Genomic DNA, 16,455 nt, shown 5'->3' with positions numbered 1-16,455 from the left:
TTAGTTTATTAATACTATATTGTATTCAAGATTACACTAATTTGTTATGTAAATTTGAAATTTTATTAAATTATTTGAATTTAGTAAAATATATTTGAATATAAATAAAGTATTAAATAATATTTTATTGAAGGGGAGACTTTATGAGGGAAACTGTTAAGGTTACTAAGTGGGTTGCAGGAGGTCTTGAAGCATTACTTGGAATTCCAATAATAGGTGCAGGTATAATATTAGGATTATTGTGGACTCCACTTGCAATCATGTTAGTATTTCATATTGTAAATTTAGTATTTTCAATGAAAGAAGATTTGCCTATTACAGGAAGTATTTTAGGTATAATTGGAAATGCAGTTGGATGGATACCTATTGTTGGTATGGTGATGCATATTTTAACAGCAGTATTTGTAATGATGGAAGCAGCTAAAACTAAAGCTTAGAACATATAATTAAATAATATTTTATAAAAAGAGTCTATATAAAAAATAGCCTCTTTTTATATTTTATTTTTTAATATGAGTAATAGTTTTTATATAAATTATTGAAAATTCCTTAATTAACTTTAATATTATATTTTTTACTGAATCATCTATATTTTTTATTGAATTTAAAATAATTGGAATATTTTTTTTCCAGTTTTGAGATATATCAATAAAATTTTTATTTTTTGTAGATTCAAAAATATCAAATAATGTTTCTATAAATAATTTACGTTCAAAGTCAGAAAGTTTTTTTAGCCAATTATGTAAGGTATCGCTTGTATATTTAGAGTTATAAGAAATTTTTTTTAAGTAATTAAAATCAGAATTTATTACTTCCCAAGAAAAGGGATTGTGTTGTTTTAATCCACCAACTTTATTGCTTTTTACTACATGATAATCTTCATGGTTTTCAAGGAGCATTCCTATAAGTGAAGAGTGGGGAATTGTTTTATGTATTTTATTTTTTATTTTAGAAAATTCTTCACTTTTTATTATTTCCTCTCTAAAGCCTGGGCCATCATGGCTAAATATTTTTATTATGCGGGGTAAAATTTTATAGTTACAATTCATAGAAGAGTAAACTGCAATATTCCCACCCTTAGAGTGTCCACCAATATAAAGACTATGAGGAATTTTTTCTGCAATTGTATTTAGGTATTGAACTCCTTCTATTTGGGAGGGAATGGCTTTTGTAAATGCCATATTAAAGTCTTCTTTCCACCCAACAATACTATAATCTGTTCCTCGAAAGGCTATATAGGCATAAGTATTATTTAAAAGAAAGGTTGTTGCAGAAAATTGTTTTTCTAAAATCGAATCCATTTTTGAAACATGATAATTAATTCTTATATCTCTAAATCTAGGACTTGCAGAAAGACAAAAAAGTAATTGCTTTGTAAGCTCATTATAAGGAACTTTATCAAACATTTTAGGAAACATTTCTGCTTTTAGTAAGTCTTTAAATTTTACTGGATTTTTATTTGAATTTATGCTGCCAACTAAGTTATCAAGTATTATATTGCTAACTTGGGAAAGTATTAATGAATCTATTGCATTAAACTCTTTTTGGCTAAAAGTAGATAATTCTTGTTTAGCGTAATTAATTATATTTTCCATAAGTAAACTCCAATTGTAAAATATAAAAATATTATTAATTATTGTTTTCTCTAAAATCTAATTAAAAATACATAAATTTATATTTAAATTATTTTGTTAAAAATATAAATTATAAGTTTATTAATTATATAAATTAAAAAAATTTCAGAACTAATTAGTTTTAGAACTATATTATAGTAGAGAATATATAAATTAAAAAAATTATATTGGAGAATAATAAATGAATTCTGAAATAAAATTATTATCGGATGAATGGGTGTATAATGGTGAGGATTTAAATTCTTATATGAAGAGTTTAGCTAGTAATGATTCTAGTATTACAGGAATAGTTTTAGACTTAAGTAACTCAGGGTTAAATACTGATACAATTTATTATAAAATAGTAATCCCTAATAATATAATTTATTTTAAAGTAATAGGAAAAAATACAAGTGATGAGATTAAAAATATATATGCATCTCTAGTATCTGAAGGTGGAGGATTAGGGAGCTTTAATTGTGAGATAGAAAATTTAGGATTATCAGCAACTGACCCTGTTGATGACTATGAGGGTGTATTTATAGACATAGCAAGTAATATTTCTGATAATGAGCTTTTAGAAGATGGGAATACATTAAAGTTCATAGGTAATAATAGCATATTAGCATCAAGAACTGGAGCTGATATGAAAGAAGCAATTTATAATTCGGCAATTCATGTTGGAGAAGGAAAAAAGCTTTCTATTTATTTTGAAGGTGATGATACAAAACTTGTATGCCATCAAAGTAAAGAACCTTGTAGAGATTTGAAAACAGGAGAAGTTGAGTTCTTTGGGGCATCAGGCATTGGTGGAAATAATGGAGAGTCGGCAGGAAATATTATAATGTATACAGCAGGTGATATTTGTGTAGAGGGAGGATATAACTGTGCTGGTATAGGTGGTGGCTCAGAGGGAAGTGGAGGAGAAATATCAATAAGTGGAACTGGAAATATTCTTGTAAGAGGTGGAAGGTATGGTGCTGGAATTGGTGGAGGTTTAAATGGAAGCTCTGGTAATATTGGAATAAATAATTATGCAAATATGAGAGTTTATGGTGGAGAGGGAGCTGCTGGCATAGGAAGTGGATTTAAAGGTGATGTTGATTTTATTAATATTAATGATATGAATGAATTATCTGTAACTGGTGGAGATGAGGGTGCTGGAATAGGAAGCGGAAGTAATGGAAAAGAGGGAATTATAATTATAAATGAAGATGGAAGACTAAATTCTAAGGGAAGCGTAAATTCAGCAGGTATAGGTGGGGGATATAATGTTTCTGGAGGAGAAATATCAATAAGTGGTAATGGGGAAGTTATTTCAGAAGGGGGAGTTAATGGAGCTGGAATTGGTGGTGGACTTAATGGAAAATCTGGAAGTATAGAGATAAAGGGAAATGTAGATATAGGGGCAAAGGGTGGTATTAATGCTTCTGGTGTTGGAGCTGGTGCTAATGGAGAATGTGAAGACATAAAAATAATTGGAAATGGTGAAGTTAGTTCTAATGCGGGCGAAATAACTATAGATGATATTGGTAGCAAAGATAGTCAAGCTACTGATAAAAATAGATTAATAATGTATAGATCAGTATTATTAACAACAAATAAAAATAAGCCAAAAGTTAATAAAGTAAAAGTTAAGCTTCAAAATAATACTAATTATGTAGGAGATTTAATTGTAGTATTAAAAAACATAGATAATCCTAAAAGGTTTACAACAGCTACAGATGATTTAGGTACTCTATGTATATATTCTGATAATAATTTTATAAATATTTTTACACCAGATGGAAAGCTTGCAGCAAGAGATATAGATTTGAGTAAGGAAATGGATGAAATAATATTAAAATTAAATATTAAATATAGGGGAATAAATTTATTTAGATAAATATTTTTATAGATTATAACTATAAACTTTGTATTTTTATAAATGGTTTTAAGGGAGTTAGTCTTTATACATAGCTCCCTAAAATTTTTTATTTTAAGGTATTGTTATAAAGCTTAGTTGAAGTTAGATATAAAACTATAATTAAATTAAAAAGTAATAAATTTGGTTTGATTACTTTAATCCTCTTTATTAAATAAACAACAGCAATAATATAAATAAAGATAATACAAAAATTTTATTAATGTTTCATCATCTTTTGTGTCAGGTGTTACTAAATCTAAGTTTACATTAACTTTATTTGATTGGCTTACTTTATTTTTAATTATAATTGGATTTATTACTTTTAATACACATTGGTTTGTAAATTCATTTGGAACTATAGATTGATTTGTAATTTTTATAGGAAATTCTACAACTACATTTGCTCCTGGGGTTATATTTCTTATAGGAATAGTTATAGTAATAGTGTTATTTACTACCTTTGATGTTAATTGAATAGGATTATATATTTTATCTTTTGATATTTGATAAGCTTTTATATTTCCTAAATCAGCAGATAAGCCTGAAGGAATAGTATCAATTATTACATAACTAGTATAGCCATTAATATCAGGTAGTGCAGAAAATTTAAAAGAAAATAAAATATCTTTAGATGAATCATATATAGTTTGTTTGTTAGGGGATTTTTCTATATTAATATCACCTTGTTGAAGTATTACTCCAAAGGCAACTCCTTGTCTGTTAGAGTAAGATGACATTTTTACGTTGCAGTTTGTTGGAGCGGTAGCTATAAATATTGGAGAATAGTTATATCCAGGCTTTGGAGAATGTATATAAACTTGATTTGAATCTAGGTAGTCTATATCTAATTCACCAGTAGAAGCTTGATATTTGGAAGTATCGTATAATTCAATTGACCCAGGAGAAACTGTAAATAATATATCTTCTGACTTTCCAAAGTTGTTTGTTTGTTCAGCATCTGCAAATATTAGTGAATAATTTGAAACTTTATTTCCATTTCCATCTAAAATATACATATTTTCGGTATTAAATGTCCAAGTTTCAGTTTTAAATATTTCAGCTGAGTTTTGAGAAACAAGGGCAGGATAGCCTTTAATTCCTGTGTAATCTGATAATCCTATATTACCAGTTGATAGGGGTAAGCTAGAAGATACTAAGTTTGCATCTCCAAGTCCTTTTAAAGTCATATGAAAAGTATAATCTGTACCATCTATTTTATTTACAACTTCATAAGATTCACCAGGTTTTAAAACTAGGTTTTGTCCAAAATTTATCCAATAAATATATGGTACTCCTTTTCCTAGGCTTGTTTGATTTCCTTTATAGGCAGTTTCGTTAATTGTACTCATTATTTTCACCTCTTTAGTTATATACTTTATTATATTCACGAATATAAACATATGTTAATCTATAAAGGATATAGTTAATTTAAAAATTAATTTATATAAATTTATGTTAATTAAATTATTATTTATTTTAAATAATAATAAAGTAGTCCTTTATGAAAACTAAGGCAAAGAAAAAGTAATAGATTAATTGTTTAAATGAAAATGGAATAACTGTATATAAAAATAGGAGCTATACTATTTTGTATAACTCCTATTTTTTATTGGGTTTTTATTTATTTTTTAAAGGATTTTATTATTTTTAATTTTTATTTATTTTAAAGATTTTTTTAGGAATTTTGGGTTTTCATTATTTTAAAGGTATTTTTGGGTTTTTAATTTTTATATATTTTTAATTATTTTAGTTATTATAATTCTTCACCATTAGATTCAATAACTTTTTTATACCAATAGAAGGAATCTTTTGGTATTCTTGATAAATCACCGCTTCCATCATCATGTTTGTTTACATAAATTAAGCCATATCTTTTTTTAAGTTCACCAGTTGATGCACTAACAAGGTCTGTACAGCCCCAGCTAGTATAAGCAATTAATTCAACACCATCATATATTGCTTCTTTCATTTGTTCTACATGCTGTCTCATGTAATCAATACGATAGTCATCATGGATTTTTCCATCTTCGCTTACTTTATCTATTGCACCAATACCATTTTCAACTATCATAATAGGTAATTGGTATCTATCATAAATTTGATTTAATACATATCTAAGTCCTGTTGCATCAATTTGCCAACCCCAATCAGAAGCTTTTAAGTATGGATTTTTTATATTTTCAGAACCATTACTTGAAGTTTTTTCTCCATCAGAAGTTTTGCTGACACAAACGCTTGAATAGTAGCTTATGCTTACAAAATCAACAGTACCTTCTTTTAAGATTTTGCTATCGGCATCATCTATTTTTAGGTTAATATTATTTTCTTCAAAGAATCTTTTTGCAAATCCAGGATATTTACCTCTAACATGAACATCTCCAGCAATATTATTTTGAATTTGACAATATTGTTGAGCAAATAAAATGTCTTTAGGGTGACATGTATAAGGATATCCATTATGATATGCAAGCATACAACCTACCTTATTATTTTCATCTATTTCATGGGCCAGTTTAACAGCTAAGGCACTAGCAACTAATTGATGATGCATAGCTTGGTATCTATTTTCCTTGTTGTTTTCTTTTTCGTCTAAGATTCCAGCACAGAAAATTCCTCCAAATGGAACTGTTAGCATATTGATTTCATTAAATGTAAGCCAATATTTAACTTTTCCTTTATAACGAGTAAATAAAACTTTTGCAAAGTTCATATAAAAATCAATTAGCTTTCTATTTTTCCAACCACCGTATTCTAAAGAAAGGTGTAGTGGGTTTTCATAGTGAGATATTGTAACTAAAGGTTCTATATTGTATTTTAGAAGTTCATTTATTACATTGTCATAAAATTTTAATCCTTCTTCGTTTGGAGCTTCTTCATCTCCTTTAGGGAATACTCTTGACCATGAAATTGAAAATCTATAAACTTTAAATCCCATTTCTGCAAATAATCTTATATCTTCTTTAAAGTGGTGATAAAAGTCTGTTGCTTCATGGTTTGGATAAAATTCATTTTCAAGGGGTGCTGGTGGAGTAAGTCTACGACTTTTATTAACACTTCCTCCAGTTAGTATATCTGCAATAGATGGGCCTCTATTACCTTCGTTCCAGCCACCTTCATATTGGTTTGCAGCAGTAGCTCCACCCCATAAAAAGTCTTTAGGCATTTTTTTAGTCATTTAAAATTCATCCTTTCTTAGTAAACTAAACAATAGTTAATATATTATCTAATATTTGTACTTCATCTTTTTCTGAAAACATAGGAACTGCTTTAATATAATCATCTATATTTTTTATTATAATAGGAGTTAATAAGTTAAAGCCTTCATTTTTTAATGCTTCAATATCAAATTCTATTAATAAGTCTCCTAAGTTAACTTCTGATTCCTTAGTTACATGAGCTTTAAAGTATTTATTATTTAAATTGCTTGTATCTAAACCTATATGAATTAAAAGCTCAACTCCTGTATTAGTTTTAAATATTATTTTTTTGTTGTTTTCCATTATAGATATTACTTTTCCATCTGCTGGTGCATATACTTTTCCGTCATTAGGAATTATTGCTGCACCATCTAAGTTTAGATTGTTTGAAAATATTTCATCAGGAACATTTGATAATTTTTCAAATGTCCCTGAAATAGGAGAATATATTTCTATTCTCTCTACAAGAGGTTTTTCTATTTCTTCTTTTTTCTCAATTTTTAATTTTTTTTTTCTTCTGGATTAATGTCTTTAAATCCAAATAGGATTGTTAATATAAATGAAGAAGCAAAAGAAACTGCAATCATTACAATACCTGCAAGTAAATTACCCATTCCAGCTTCACCTATAAATGCAGGAATAGCCATAATGCTATTTTGGGCAATATATAATGAAACTTGCATTATACCTCCAACAATACCTCCAATACCAGCGGCAATTGAAGCAGCTATAACTGGACGTTTTAATTTTAATGTAACACCGTAAAGAGCTGGTTCTGTTATACCCATTAAAGCAGAAATTCCTGATGCACTAGCTAATTGCTTCATGTCTTTATCTTTAGACTTTACAGCAACTGCAAGAGAAGAACCTGCTTGAGCTAAGTTTGAACAAACTTGAGATACAAATATTAATTTATCAGCACCACCAGTTGCAATTGCATTTAATCCAATTGGTGTTAAAGCATGGTGCATACCTGTCATAACGATAAATGGGAAAGTAGCAGCTAAAATACCAACTATAACAAATCCAAGCTTTGCAGATAAGAAGTCAATTGCAATAGCTAAACCATCTCCAATTAATCCACCTAAAGGCCCTATAGCAATTAATGCAATTGGAGCACTAATAAGCATTACAAGAGTAGGGTTTAAAATTAACTTAAACATACGTGGAGTAATTTTATCAACTAATTTTTCTATATATGACACAATCCAAACCATTAAGATAACTGGAATTACTGAGTAAGCATATGAAAACTTAGTAATTGGAAGTCCAAATAAGGATATTGGGTCTTGTGATGCTATCATTGCAGTAAAGTTTGGATGTAAAAATACTCCTGCTATGATTAATGCAATTGATTGATTAACTTTAAATATCTTTGCAGCATTTGCAGCAACTAAAAATGGCATAAAGTAAAAGGCAACATCTCCAATAAAGCTAATTACTTGATAGCTACTGCTTGTATCATGAACTATGTTAAAGGTTGTTAATAGTGTTAATACAACCTTTATCATACCTGCAGCAGTTAAGGCTGGTATCATAGGTGTCATTGAACCTGTAACAGAGTCTATAATTTTTGATACAATTCCTTTTGAAGCACTTTCAGTATCAGATGAATTATCATCTGATGGAATACCTAAATTAATAAGTTCTCTATACATTTCATTAACATCATTTCCAACAATAATTTGTAGTTGATCATTATGCCAGTTAATGCCTGATACTTCAGGAAGACTATTTATTGAATCTTTATCGATTTTACTTTTATCTTTTAAGTAAAAGCGTAGTCTTGTCATGCAATGAAATACCTTTTTTATGTTCTCCTTTCCGCCTAAGCTTTCTGTTAATTTCTTAGAATCATTTTTGTAATCTTTTTTAATTCCAAGTTTCATTCTAAGTATCCTCCTTAAAAATATAATTTATTTTAAGGTTTTGCCTGAAGGCTGCGACTTTGTATTTAAGTTCGCATTTCAGTAACAAGCCAAAGTTAACAGTAGTAAATTTTTATAATATTGATTTTTCTTTAATTGATTGAATGTGCATTGTAAGATATAACATTTCTTCTTCTGTAAGTTGATAATTATATTTATCTTCCATCATTAGGTAAATTAATTTAACACATCCATAAGCTTCTTTATATTGATTTTTAATAATTTCAAATAATTTAGCATCTTCTTTGTAATTAAGTTCTTTGTGAAGAAATCTTTGAGCAAAGTATTTTAAATGAGTTATAAATCTTTGGTAATATAAGCTCTCTTCATCAAAGACAATTGAAGCATAATATCTTTTAACTATCTTCATTATTTCGTTTACAATATGAGATATTTGAAAGCCATCTTTTTTTCCTTCAGAGTCTTGTGCATTAACAAAATGTAGTGCAATAAATCCAGCTTCATCTAAAGGAAGGTTTACATTAAACTTTTCGTTTAATTTTTCAAGCATATCTAAACCAATTTTATATTCTAATTTATATAATTGTTTAATATCTAAAAGTAAAAGGTTATTTATTGATATGCCTTCATTAAATCGTTTAATTGTTCCTGTTAAGTGATCACTTAATGAAACATAAATACTATTATTTAATTTAATATCATAAGAATTTTTAATATAATCAACATATCCTTGAACAAAATCTAAATAGTCTTCAGGAATTGATGTTAAATAAGATTGTAATTCTTTACTTTTTTTAGAGTTTTCAGGGGTGAATATTTTTTCGATAACAGCTTCTTCTATAGTGTCCCATCTTTTTTTATTAAATCCTATTCCACGTCCCTTTACGATTATTTCATTGCCTTGCCAATCGTTTGCAAGAACTAAGTTATTATTTAATATCTTTCTTATTTTCATAAAAAACATCTCCCATTTTGATACTAAAAAGGACCAATAGTATGGCAAAAAAACTGCCTATACTATTGGTCTTGCCTGACGATATAAATATTCCAGTAACAAACCAATTTAATCATACCTAGTATGACACACGCTTGATATATTGAATATTAACATATAATTAATAGCTTGTCTATAATATTTTTATATTTTTTACCAAAAAAATGAAAAACTTAAAAGAATTTAGAGTTTTTAAATTTTATTTGAGGTTTTTTTAATAGAAATTGTATGCTAATAGCATACCAATTATGTAAAGAAAAATGGTAAAATTATATAGTATTTATAAATTTTTAGGAGGATTATAAAATGAGATACGTAAAACAATTATCAGTAGTTTTAGTTTTAATAATAACTACAGCTTTGGTTGGTTGCAATGCAAATACTCCAAGTGATGTAGTTAGTGAATACTTTGATAAGGTTAAAAAGGGTGATACTAGTGCAAAAGAGCTTTTTGCTGTAGTTGAAGAAAGTGGACAAGAAGTATTAGATGAAGATGGAGTATCAAAGGAAGTAACTGATAAGCTTATAAAGAAAATGAAAAAGTTAACTTATAAGATTAATAGTGAAGAAATTAATGGTGATACTGCAAAGGTTAATGTAACCGTAAATAGTATGAACTTTGGTGAAGTTTTTGGAAAAGTTTTTTCAGAGTCTATGGGTTATTTTATGGCACAAGCTTTTTCAGGTGTTGAAATGAGTGATGAAGATAGTGAAAATTATATGAATGATTTACTTTCAAAGCATTTAGATGAAGTTAGTTATAGTGATAAAACTGATGATATTACTTTAAGTAAGATTGATGGTAAATGGAAAATTGATGAAAGCGAATCTTTAGTTAAATTAGTTATGGGATTTGATTCTTCAATGCTTGATGGTATGGAATAAATATAACTTAATAAGCATAGTTTGCTTATTAAGGGGATAATAAAATGGAGGAAAGTAAAATGATGAAAAAGATTTTGATGGCTATTATAACAGGAACTTTATTATTATCATTAGTTGCTTGTGGGGAAGATAAAAAGGTAGATGATAGTTCAAAAAATAATGCAAATGCACAGGTGGAAGAAAAGAAAGATGAAAAGAAGGAAGAAAAAGAGCAACCACCAGTTACTATAGAAGAATTACCAATGAATGTTACTATGTTAGAACCAGATTCAATTGGAAATAGATATATGGAAGCGACCTTTACTAATAATTCTAAATATGCAATAAAGGGATTTAATGTTACAGTATTATTAAAAGATAAAAATGAAAAAACTTATTTAACAAATTATGATACTATAATGCCAGGGGAAACATCTCCTAAGTTTGAAACTTTTGCTCCAGCAACAGGAAATTCAGATGATATGGAATATCTATCATATGATATAACAGTTGTAGATGAAAATGGAGAAGAAATTTATTTAACATATGATGTAAAACTTAAAACTTATAAATGGTTTTAAAACTTAAAACAAGCTAGAATTCTAGCTTGTTTTTCAGTTTATTGCTATCGTAAATTTCTTTTCCCTTATCACTTCTAAGAAAGTTTTTATTATTGTCTTTATCATTTTAACAAAGTGTATTCTAATTATTTTATATTAATTAGAAATTTTGTTTAGTAATTCAATTGAAGCATTAGCAGTCACATCTATTTGTTTATTAGCTGGTATTTCAGCAGGATTATCACCTAATTGTTCACTTTTATTTAGATAATGTCAAGGATGTAGTATTATATCAATAAAAAAGCAATTACAAAATTAAATATTGTAATTGCTTTTTTAATGTTATGCTGAAATCATCCTCTTTCTAAAGTAATTATTAATTGGGTTATTCTATTAAAATTTTATTTTCATTGTTTGATATTAAATCTTTTTTAGGTAATTCTACACTTAACACACCATTATCAAATTTAGCTTTAATTGAATTTTTATCAATATTATTAATATAAAATCCTCTAGAAACTGATCCATAACTTCTTTCACGTCTTATATAATTATCTTTCTTTTCTTCAAATTCATTATTTTTTATAGCAGAAATGGTTAAATAATTATTATTGTAATCAATATTTATATCTTCTTTATTAACTCCTGGTAATTCAGCATGAACAACATATCCTTCAGGGTTTTCTTTTATATCAGTTTTAAAACTTCCACTTGAATTGAATTCTGATAACATATCATCATTAAAGAAATCATTGAACATGTCATTAATGCTTAACCCTCTGTTATTTTCTCCGTTATTAAATCTAAAAGGTACTAAACCAAACATACAAAGACCTCCTTTAATTAATTTTGTGAAAGTTCAAAAGTAGTTTTGCTAGACTTTATTGAATTTTCTTTTTTGTGGGAAAATCTTTAATTACTTCCCTTATTTCTTTGTACAAGTATATTATAGAATAAAGGTCAAATAAGGTCAAATTTAAAATAGTGAGAATAAGGAAGTGTAAGTGAGAAAAATTAAGAAATAGCTTTGATGAAAATTAATTTCAAATAATTTTTATTAATTTTTATGGAAAATAGTTGAAATTTAAATAAGTATAAAATTAATTTTAATAAAGTAAATCTTTAGGTTATAATAAAGAATAGGAAATATATTAATTTGATTAAATTTACCTTAATGGATTTAAGTAAGTTTTGATATATTATAAATTTTCTTAGTCAAATTTTAAGAGGTGAAAAATGAAAAAGTTATTATCTAATTTAAATATAGAAAATGATAATGAAAATTTAATATCTTTAACTTTGTTTGGAAGTTATAATACTAAGTATTGGTTTGAAGGGAAAAGTGATATTGATATTTTAGCTTTAGTAAAGAAAAATGACTTTGATATTGAGTTTGAAATAGAAAATAAATATAGAGAAGTTTTGCAAAAGTATTTTAATTATGATGATATTCATTTTACTTTTATTGGACTTAATAGTTTTGATTCTGTATTTGCAGATATTTATATTGATTATAATGATAAATTGATTTTTAACATTGATTTACATTATGATTTTTTGATGTATATAAGTAAGTTTAACAGAGTGAATGAAAGGTTAATTAAGTTAGTTAGAGAGGATTGGGAATCAAAGTATGGTATATTATAGATATAAAAAAGAGCGTTTAAATGAAAAGTTTAATAGTGCTCATGAGTTTTTAATTAAAATAAGGAAAGCTATTAAGCTTTATTGCCTAGATCCTAATGAAATTATAGCAAGGGGAATGACAGGATATTTTTCTGATTTTACTGAATATATAATTGATATATGTGAAACATATCTTGTTATAAATGATAGATATAATCCAAGATTAAGTGGTGTTGAATTGATTAAATCAGCAACTACAGAAGGGCTTATGGATAGTTATTTGTGTGAATTTTTAGTTAAGTGTGTAGTTCTTAGAAATAGATTTACCCATGATTATTATAAAAGAGATAGAGCAGAAGAAGATATAATTAAGTTTTGTCACTCAGAAATTATTTATTTGGATATATTTTTAGAATCATCTTCTGAGGTTGTAAGGTTAAATTATAAGATAAATAAACATTGCTGATGTATATAAAAATGATGATGTGTATGTAAGTACATTTTTTGATAATTTAAAAATAAGTTTAAGAGAAATATATTAGTATAGTAAAAGAGTAGTTGCAAGAAATTTTTGCAGCTGCTTTTTTTATGTATAGAAAAAAATAAATAAAATTTGTAAAAACTCTTTTTAGTTGTATATGTTCTAAGTGTAAGACAAAATAAAAAAATTTAAAATAGGGGGAATTTATTATGGCAGTTAAAACCTTAGAAAGTGCAGTTTTATCAATTGAAGTTCAATCAGCAGTTGATAAGGAAGGAAATCCAACCTTTACTAAAAAGAAAATAGGAAATTTAGTAAAAAATGCAGAGATTTCTAAAGTTCAAGCAGTTGCTACATTAATAGCAGACTTGCTTAGTGCAAATACTAGAAACTTTTATGTAACAGAATTATCTCAAATTGAAGAATAATAAGGAGGAAAATAGGATATGGAATATACATTAACAATGACATTTTCAACTGAAACAGGAGAAAAGTCTAACATTTCAATTTCAGATGTTAAAGAAGGAATTACAAATGAAGAAGTTATAGCTTTAATGGATAGCTTAATTCAAAATAATATCTTTGAAAATAAAAAGGGTGCTTTAGTATCTAAACACTCAGCTTATGTAACAGAAAAAGCTGTTACAAAATTTACTGTATAGTAAATTAATTTAATATTTAGGTGGTAATAAGGGTTATTAAATTTAGGTCTTATTACTACCTTTAATTTTATTATAAAAGCTTAAAGATAATTTTTTAATTTAAAATTTTAGGATTATTTTAAGGTATAGGTTTATAATTGATAAATTTGTTCCGTTAATTTTATGGTGAAAAAAGATTTTATCTTTATAAAGTTATGATTAATGTTTAAAAATTAAAAGTAAGGGAAGGGATGGGAATTTATGAATACTAATGGTCAAGTTATGTTAAATATTTTTGATGATAAAAATATAAATAAAGATGAAAGATATATGCTTTTAATCTTTATATCAAGGATAAAGGAATTTAAAGAGGAAACTTGTATTTCAATTTCAAAGATGATGGAGCTTTTTCAAACTAAGCGTAAAAATAAAATATTAGATATTTTAAAATCTTTAGAAAATAAGGGATACATAGAAATAATAAAAAGTGTGGGAAAAACTAATAAGTATAAAATTATTAAAGAGTATATTAATAAATCACAAAAGAGTTTAGAAAATTCTACTGAAGTAAAGAATGATGATTTAGAAAATCTTATTACAGAAAAAAATAGTAATTATAATGAAAGGAGCTATAATTCTTTTTCAAAAGCTAGTTTAGTTTTAGAGAATGTAAGTTTAACTAGTAATAATGATGATACTAGTATCAAAAATGGTAGTAGCAAAAATGATACTGGTAACAAAAATGGTAGTAGCAAAAATGATACTAGTAGCTATTTTGAAACTAGTAAAATTGTTTTAGAAAACCAGAAGGAAGATGAGGAAAATAGTTGCTTTGAGGGTTGTTTTGAAGAAAATTATGGCGCTAGCTTAGAGGATAATAATATAAATAATAAATATATAAATAATTATAAATTATATATAAATATATTTAATACTTGGAATAAAACTAAAATTAAAGTTGAAAAGGTATTAAGTAATTCAATTAAAGATGCTATAGAATATGCAGTTAAAGCTTTTGGGGAAAGTAGAGTTTTAAAAGCTATAAAAAATTATAGTGAGGTTTATTATAGTGATTATTATTATGACTATAGCTGGAGCTTAGTGAGTTTTTTGAAGAGGGAAAATGGGGTTAAAAGATTTTTAGATAAAGGGGATATGTGGCAAAGCTATACAAAAGCTTTTGAAAAGATAAGGAAAAAGGAGAGTTTTAAAATAAACATTGAGGATTATATAGACTAGGATTAATTATTTTAAGGGTTAAATAGGGGGAAGAATTATGGTGATTTTAAGTAATGGACAAATTCAATTAGAGCAAGAAATTTTAGGAGCTATGTTTAAAGATAGTAATCTTATTATCGAGGCGAAAAATAGGATAAAGGCTGAAATGTTTTTGTATTCTAAACATAGGAGAATTTATCTTGGAATACTTGAAATGGTTAAAGAAAAGCTTGAAATAGATTTGGTAACTTTTTTGGAGCATCATAAAAAGGTTATAGGTGAAATGGACGGAGTAGCTTATGTTTCTGAAATTTTTGCTTGTAGTGTTAGTAGTTTGGCTTTTAATACAAAGTTAAAGCTATTAGTTGATAATTATAAAAAGCATCTTTATCTTAAAGCTGTGGACAAGATAAATGGTGATATGAACCTTGAGGAAATTGAAAGTGAAATTGAAGAGGCTAAGGTGAAAATTCATAAGTGTAGCTTAAAAAAGGAAATAGATATAAATGCTCAATATGATGAATATATAAATTGGCTTTATGATGAAAATAGGGATAAGGGAATAAAGTCTGGGCTTTTGTATGTTGATAAGTATTTGGGGAATTTTCAAAAGGGTAGGCTTATAACTGTATTTGCTAGAAGTGGAGTTGGAAAAACTACTTTTTCTTTGCAACTTGCTTCTAATATGGCTTTAGGTGGATATAAGGTTTTTTATGGTAGTGCTGAAATGACTAGAAATCAAATTTTTAATAAGATAGCAGGAAGTTATCTTTCTCTTTCAACTAAGGCTATTGATGATGATAGTATATTAAAAGAGGATAAGGATAGTATTTCAAGGTTTATGGCTAATTTGATTAATAAAAAGATTTATGTTTCTATGGAAACTAATTTTGAAAGGTTTGTTAATGAAATTAAGGTTTATAAGATGCAAAATAGTTTAGATATTGTATTTGTTGATTATATTAATAAATACATAGATTTTTCTGATAAGGACCTTATGACAAATAGGCTTGGGAAGATTAGTGGAGTTTTGAAAACTCTTGCTATGGAGGAGGATATATGTATTGTCCTTTTGGCACAGGCTAATAGAATGGTTGATAAAAGAGGTGGGGATATTCCTCTTGAAAAGATTGATTCTGGTGATATTCAAGATAGTGCTAGAATTGAACAAGATAGTGACCAAGTTATAGCTCTTTATAGGAATATTAAGCTTGATGATAGAGTGTATAGGGATATGATGTTTAGGCAAGGGAAGCTTAGGTATAATTCTAAAAATGCAGATGAAAATCCTGAGTGTATGAATGTTGTTGTAATTAAAAATAGACATGGAAGAAGGGGAACTTGTGCTTTGAGGTGGAATGGGAGATATTCAAGAGTTAGTGACTTTTAGAATTTAAGTAAAAACTAATAACAAAAAAGCGATTATAAAACTAAGCTTTGTAATTGCTTTTTTTACTATTAAGTTT

General features: G+C 26.8%; 17 protein-coding genes. 10 read left to right on the top strand and 7 right to left on the bottom strand.

The window, feature by feature from the left end; genetic code table 11:
* Positions 1-143 precede the first annotated feature (143 nt).
* Positions 144-437 (top strand): hypothetical protein, encoded by a 294-nt coding sequence (locus QZ321_RS09320; protein WP_291744331.1) that lies wholly within the window; start codon positions 144-146, stop codon positions 435-437.
* 63 nt (positions 438-500) lie between these two features.
* Here QZ321_RS09320 and QZ321_RS09315 read toward each other — a convergent pair whose 3' ends face one another.
* Positions 501-1,595: an Mbeg1-like protein gene (locus tag QZ321_RS09315; RefSeq protein ID WP_291750229.1), complete on the bottom strand. Its 1,095-nt coding sequence runs from the start codon at positions 1,593-1,595 to the stop codon at positions 501-503.
* Between the two features lie 220 nt (positions 1,596-1,815).
* Between QZ321_RS09315 and QZ321_RS09310 the strand changes: the two genes are divergently transcribed.
* Positions 1,816-3,498 carry a hypothetical protein gene (locus QZ321_RS09310; RefSeq protein ID WP_291750226.1) on the top strand — a complete coding sequence of 561 codons (1,683 nt, stop codon included), beginning with the start codon at positions 1,816-1,818 and terminating at the stop codon, positions 3,496-3,498.
* Positions 3,499-3,674: 176 nt separating this feature from the next.
* Here the strand turns inward: QZ321_RS09310 and QZ321_RS09305 are convergent, their stop codons facing one another.
* The 5 genes from QZ321_RS09305 to licT all read right to left on the bottom strand — a co-directional run bounded on the left by QZ321_RS09305 (position 3,675) and on the right by licT (position 9,560).
* Entirely contained in the window at positions 3,675-4,868 is a 1,194-nt protein-coding gene (locus QZ321_RS09305) for a CshA/CshB family fibrillar adhesin-related protein (protein ID WP_291750223.1), read from the bottom strand.
* A gap of 404 nt (positions 4,869-5,272) precedes the next feature.
* The gene (locus QZ321_RS09300; protein ID WP_291750216.1) at positions 5,273-6,694 is read right to left on the bottom strand and encodes a glycoside hydrolase family 1 protein; all 1,422 of its coding nucleotides are present in this window, start codon (positions 6,692-6,694) and stop codon (positions 5,273-5,275) included.
* 25 nt (positions 6,695-6,719) lie between these two features.
* Positions 6,720-7,112, bottom strand: coding sequence for a PTS glucose transporter subunit IIA (locus tag QZ321_RS09295; RefSeq protein WP_291750238.1), 393 nt, complete (start codon positions 7,110-7,112; stop codon positions 6,720-6,722).
* Between the two features lie 104 nt (positions 7,113-7,216).
* Positions 7,217-8,605: a PTS transporter subunit EIIC gene (locus QZ321_RS09290; protein ID WP_291743247.1), complete on the bottom strand. Its 1,389-nt coding sequence runs from the start codon at positions 8,603-8,605 to the stop codon at positions 7,217-7,219.
* Between the two features lie 112 nt (positions 8,606-8,717).
* A complete protein-coding gene (gene licT / locus QZ321_RS09285) occupies positions 8,718-9,560 on the bottom strand; it encodes a BglG family transcription antiterminator LicT (RefSeq protein WP_291750213.1) in 843 nt (280 codons plus the stop codon).
* Between the two features lie 345 nt (positions 9,561-9,905).
* Between licT and QZ321_RS09280 the strand changes: the two genes are divergently transcribed.
* Together QZ321_RS09280 and QZ321_RS09275 are read left to right on the top strand one after the other, a co-directional pair.
* Positions 9,906-10,484, top strand: a complete 579-nt coding sequence (locus tag QZ321_RS09280; RefSeq protein WP_291750209.1) for a DUF4878 domain-containing protein — start codon at positions 9,906-9,908, stop codon at positions 10,482-10,484.
* 59 nt (positions 10,485-10,543) lie between these two features.
* Complete coding sequence (locus QZ321_RS09275) at positions 10,544-11,044, top strand: hypothetical protein (RefSeq protein WP_294196673.1); 501 nt, start codon at positions 10,544-10,546, stop codon at positions 11,042-11,044.
* 364 nt (positions 11,045-11,408) lie between these two features.
* Here QZ321_RS09275 and QZ321_RS09270 read toward each other — a convergent pair whose 3' ends face one another.
* Positions 11,409-11,849, bottom strand: a complete 441-nt coding sequence (locus QZ321_RS09270) for an Hsp20/alpha crystallin family protein (RefSeq protein WP_294196672.1) — start codon at positions 11,847-11,849, stop codon at positions 11,409-11,411.
* Positions 11,850-12,259: 410 nt separating this feature from the next.
* Between QZ321_RS09270 and QZ321_RS09265 the strand changes: the two genes are divergently transcribed.
* The 6 genes from QZ321_RS09265 to QZ321_RS09240 all read left to right on the top strand — a co-directional run bounded on the left by QZ321_RS09265 (position 12,260) and on the right by QZ321_RS09240 (position 16,379).
* A complete protein-coding gene (locus tag QZ321_RS09265; protein ID WP_291750065.1) occupies positions 12,260-12,670 on the top strand; it encodes a nucleotidyltransferase domain-containing protein in 411 nt (136 codons plus the stop codon).
* Entirely contained in the window at positions 12,657-13,115 is a 459-nt protein-coding gene (locus QZ321_RS09260; protein WP_291750069.1) for a hypothetical protein, read from the top strand. Before QZ321_RS09265 ends, QZ321_RS09260 begins: the two co-directional genes overlap by 14 nt.
* A gap of 224 nt (positions 13,116-13,339) precedes the next feature.
* Entirely contained in the window at positions 13,340-13,558 is a 219-nt protein-coding gene (locus QZ321_RS09255) for a DUF1659 domain-containing protein (RefSeq protein WP_287892820.1), read from the top strand.
* An 18-nt stretch (positions 13,559-13,576) separates the two neighbouring features.
* Positions 13,577-13,792: a DUF2922 domain-containing protein gene (locus tag QZ321_RS09250; protein WP_287892822.1), complete on the top strand. Its 216-nt coding sequence runs from the start codon at positions 13,577-13,579 to the stop codon at positions 13,790-13,792.
* A gap of 240 nt (positions 13,793-14,032) precedes the next feature.
* Complete coding sequence (locus QZ321_RS09245) at positions 14,033-15,010, top strand: hypothetical protein (protein ID WP_291750077.1); 978 nt, start codon at positions 14,033-14,035, stop codon at positions 15,008-15,010.
* 37 nt (positions 15,011-15,047) lie between these two features.
* Entirely contained in the window at positions 15,048-16,379 is a 1,332-nt protein-coding gene (locus tag QZ321_RS09240; RefSeq protein ID WP_291750079.1) for a DnaB-like helicase C-terminal domain-containing protein, read from the top strand.
* The last annotated feature ends 76 nt before the right edge of the window (positions 16,380-16,455 follow it).

Source organism: uncultured Clostridium sp. (assembly GCF_910588715.1).
GTDB lineage: Bacteria > Bacillota > Clostridia > Clostridiales > Clostridiaceae > Clostridium.
This window is presented reverse-complemented; position numbering and strand designations above follow the sequence as displayed.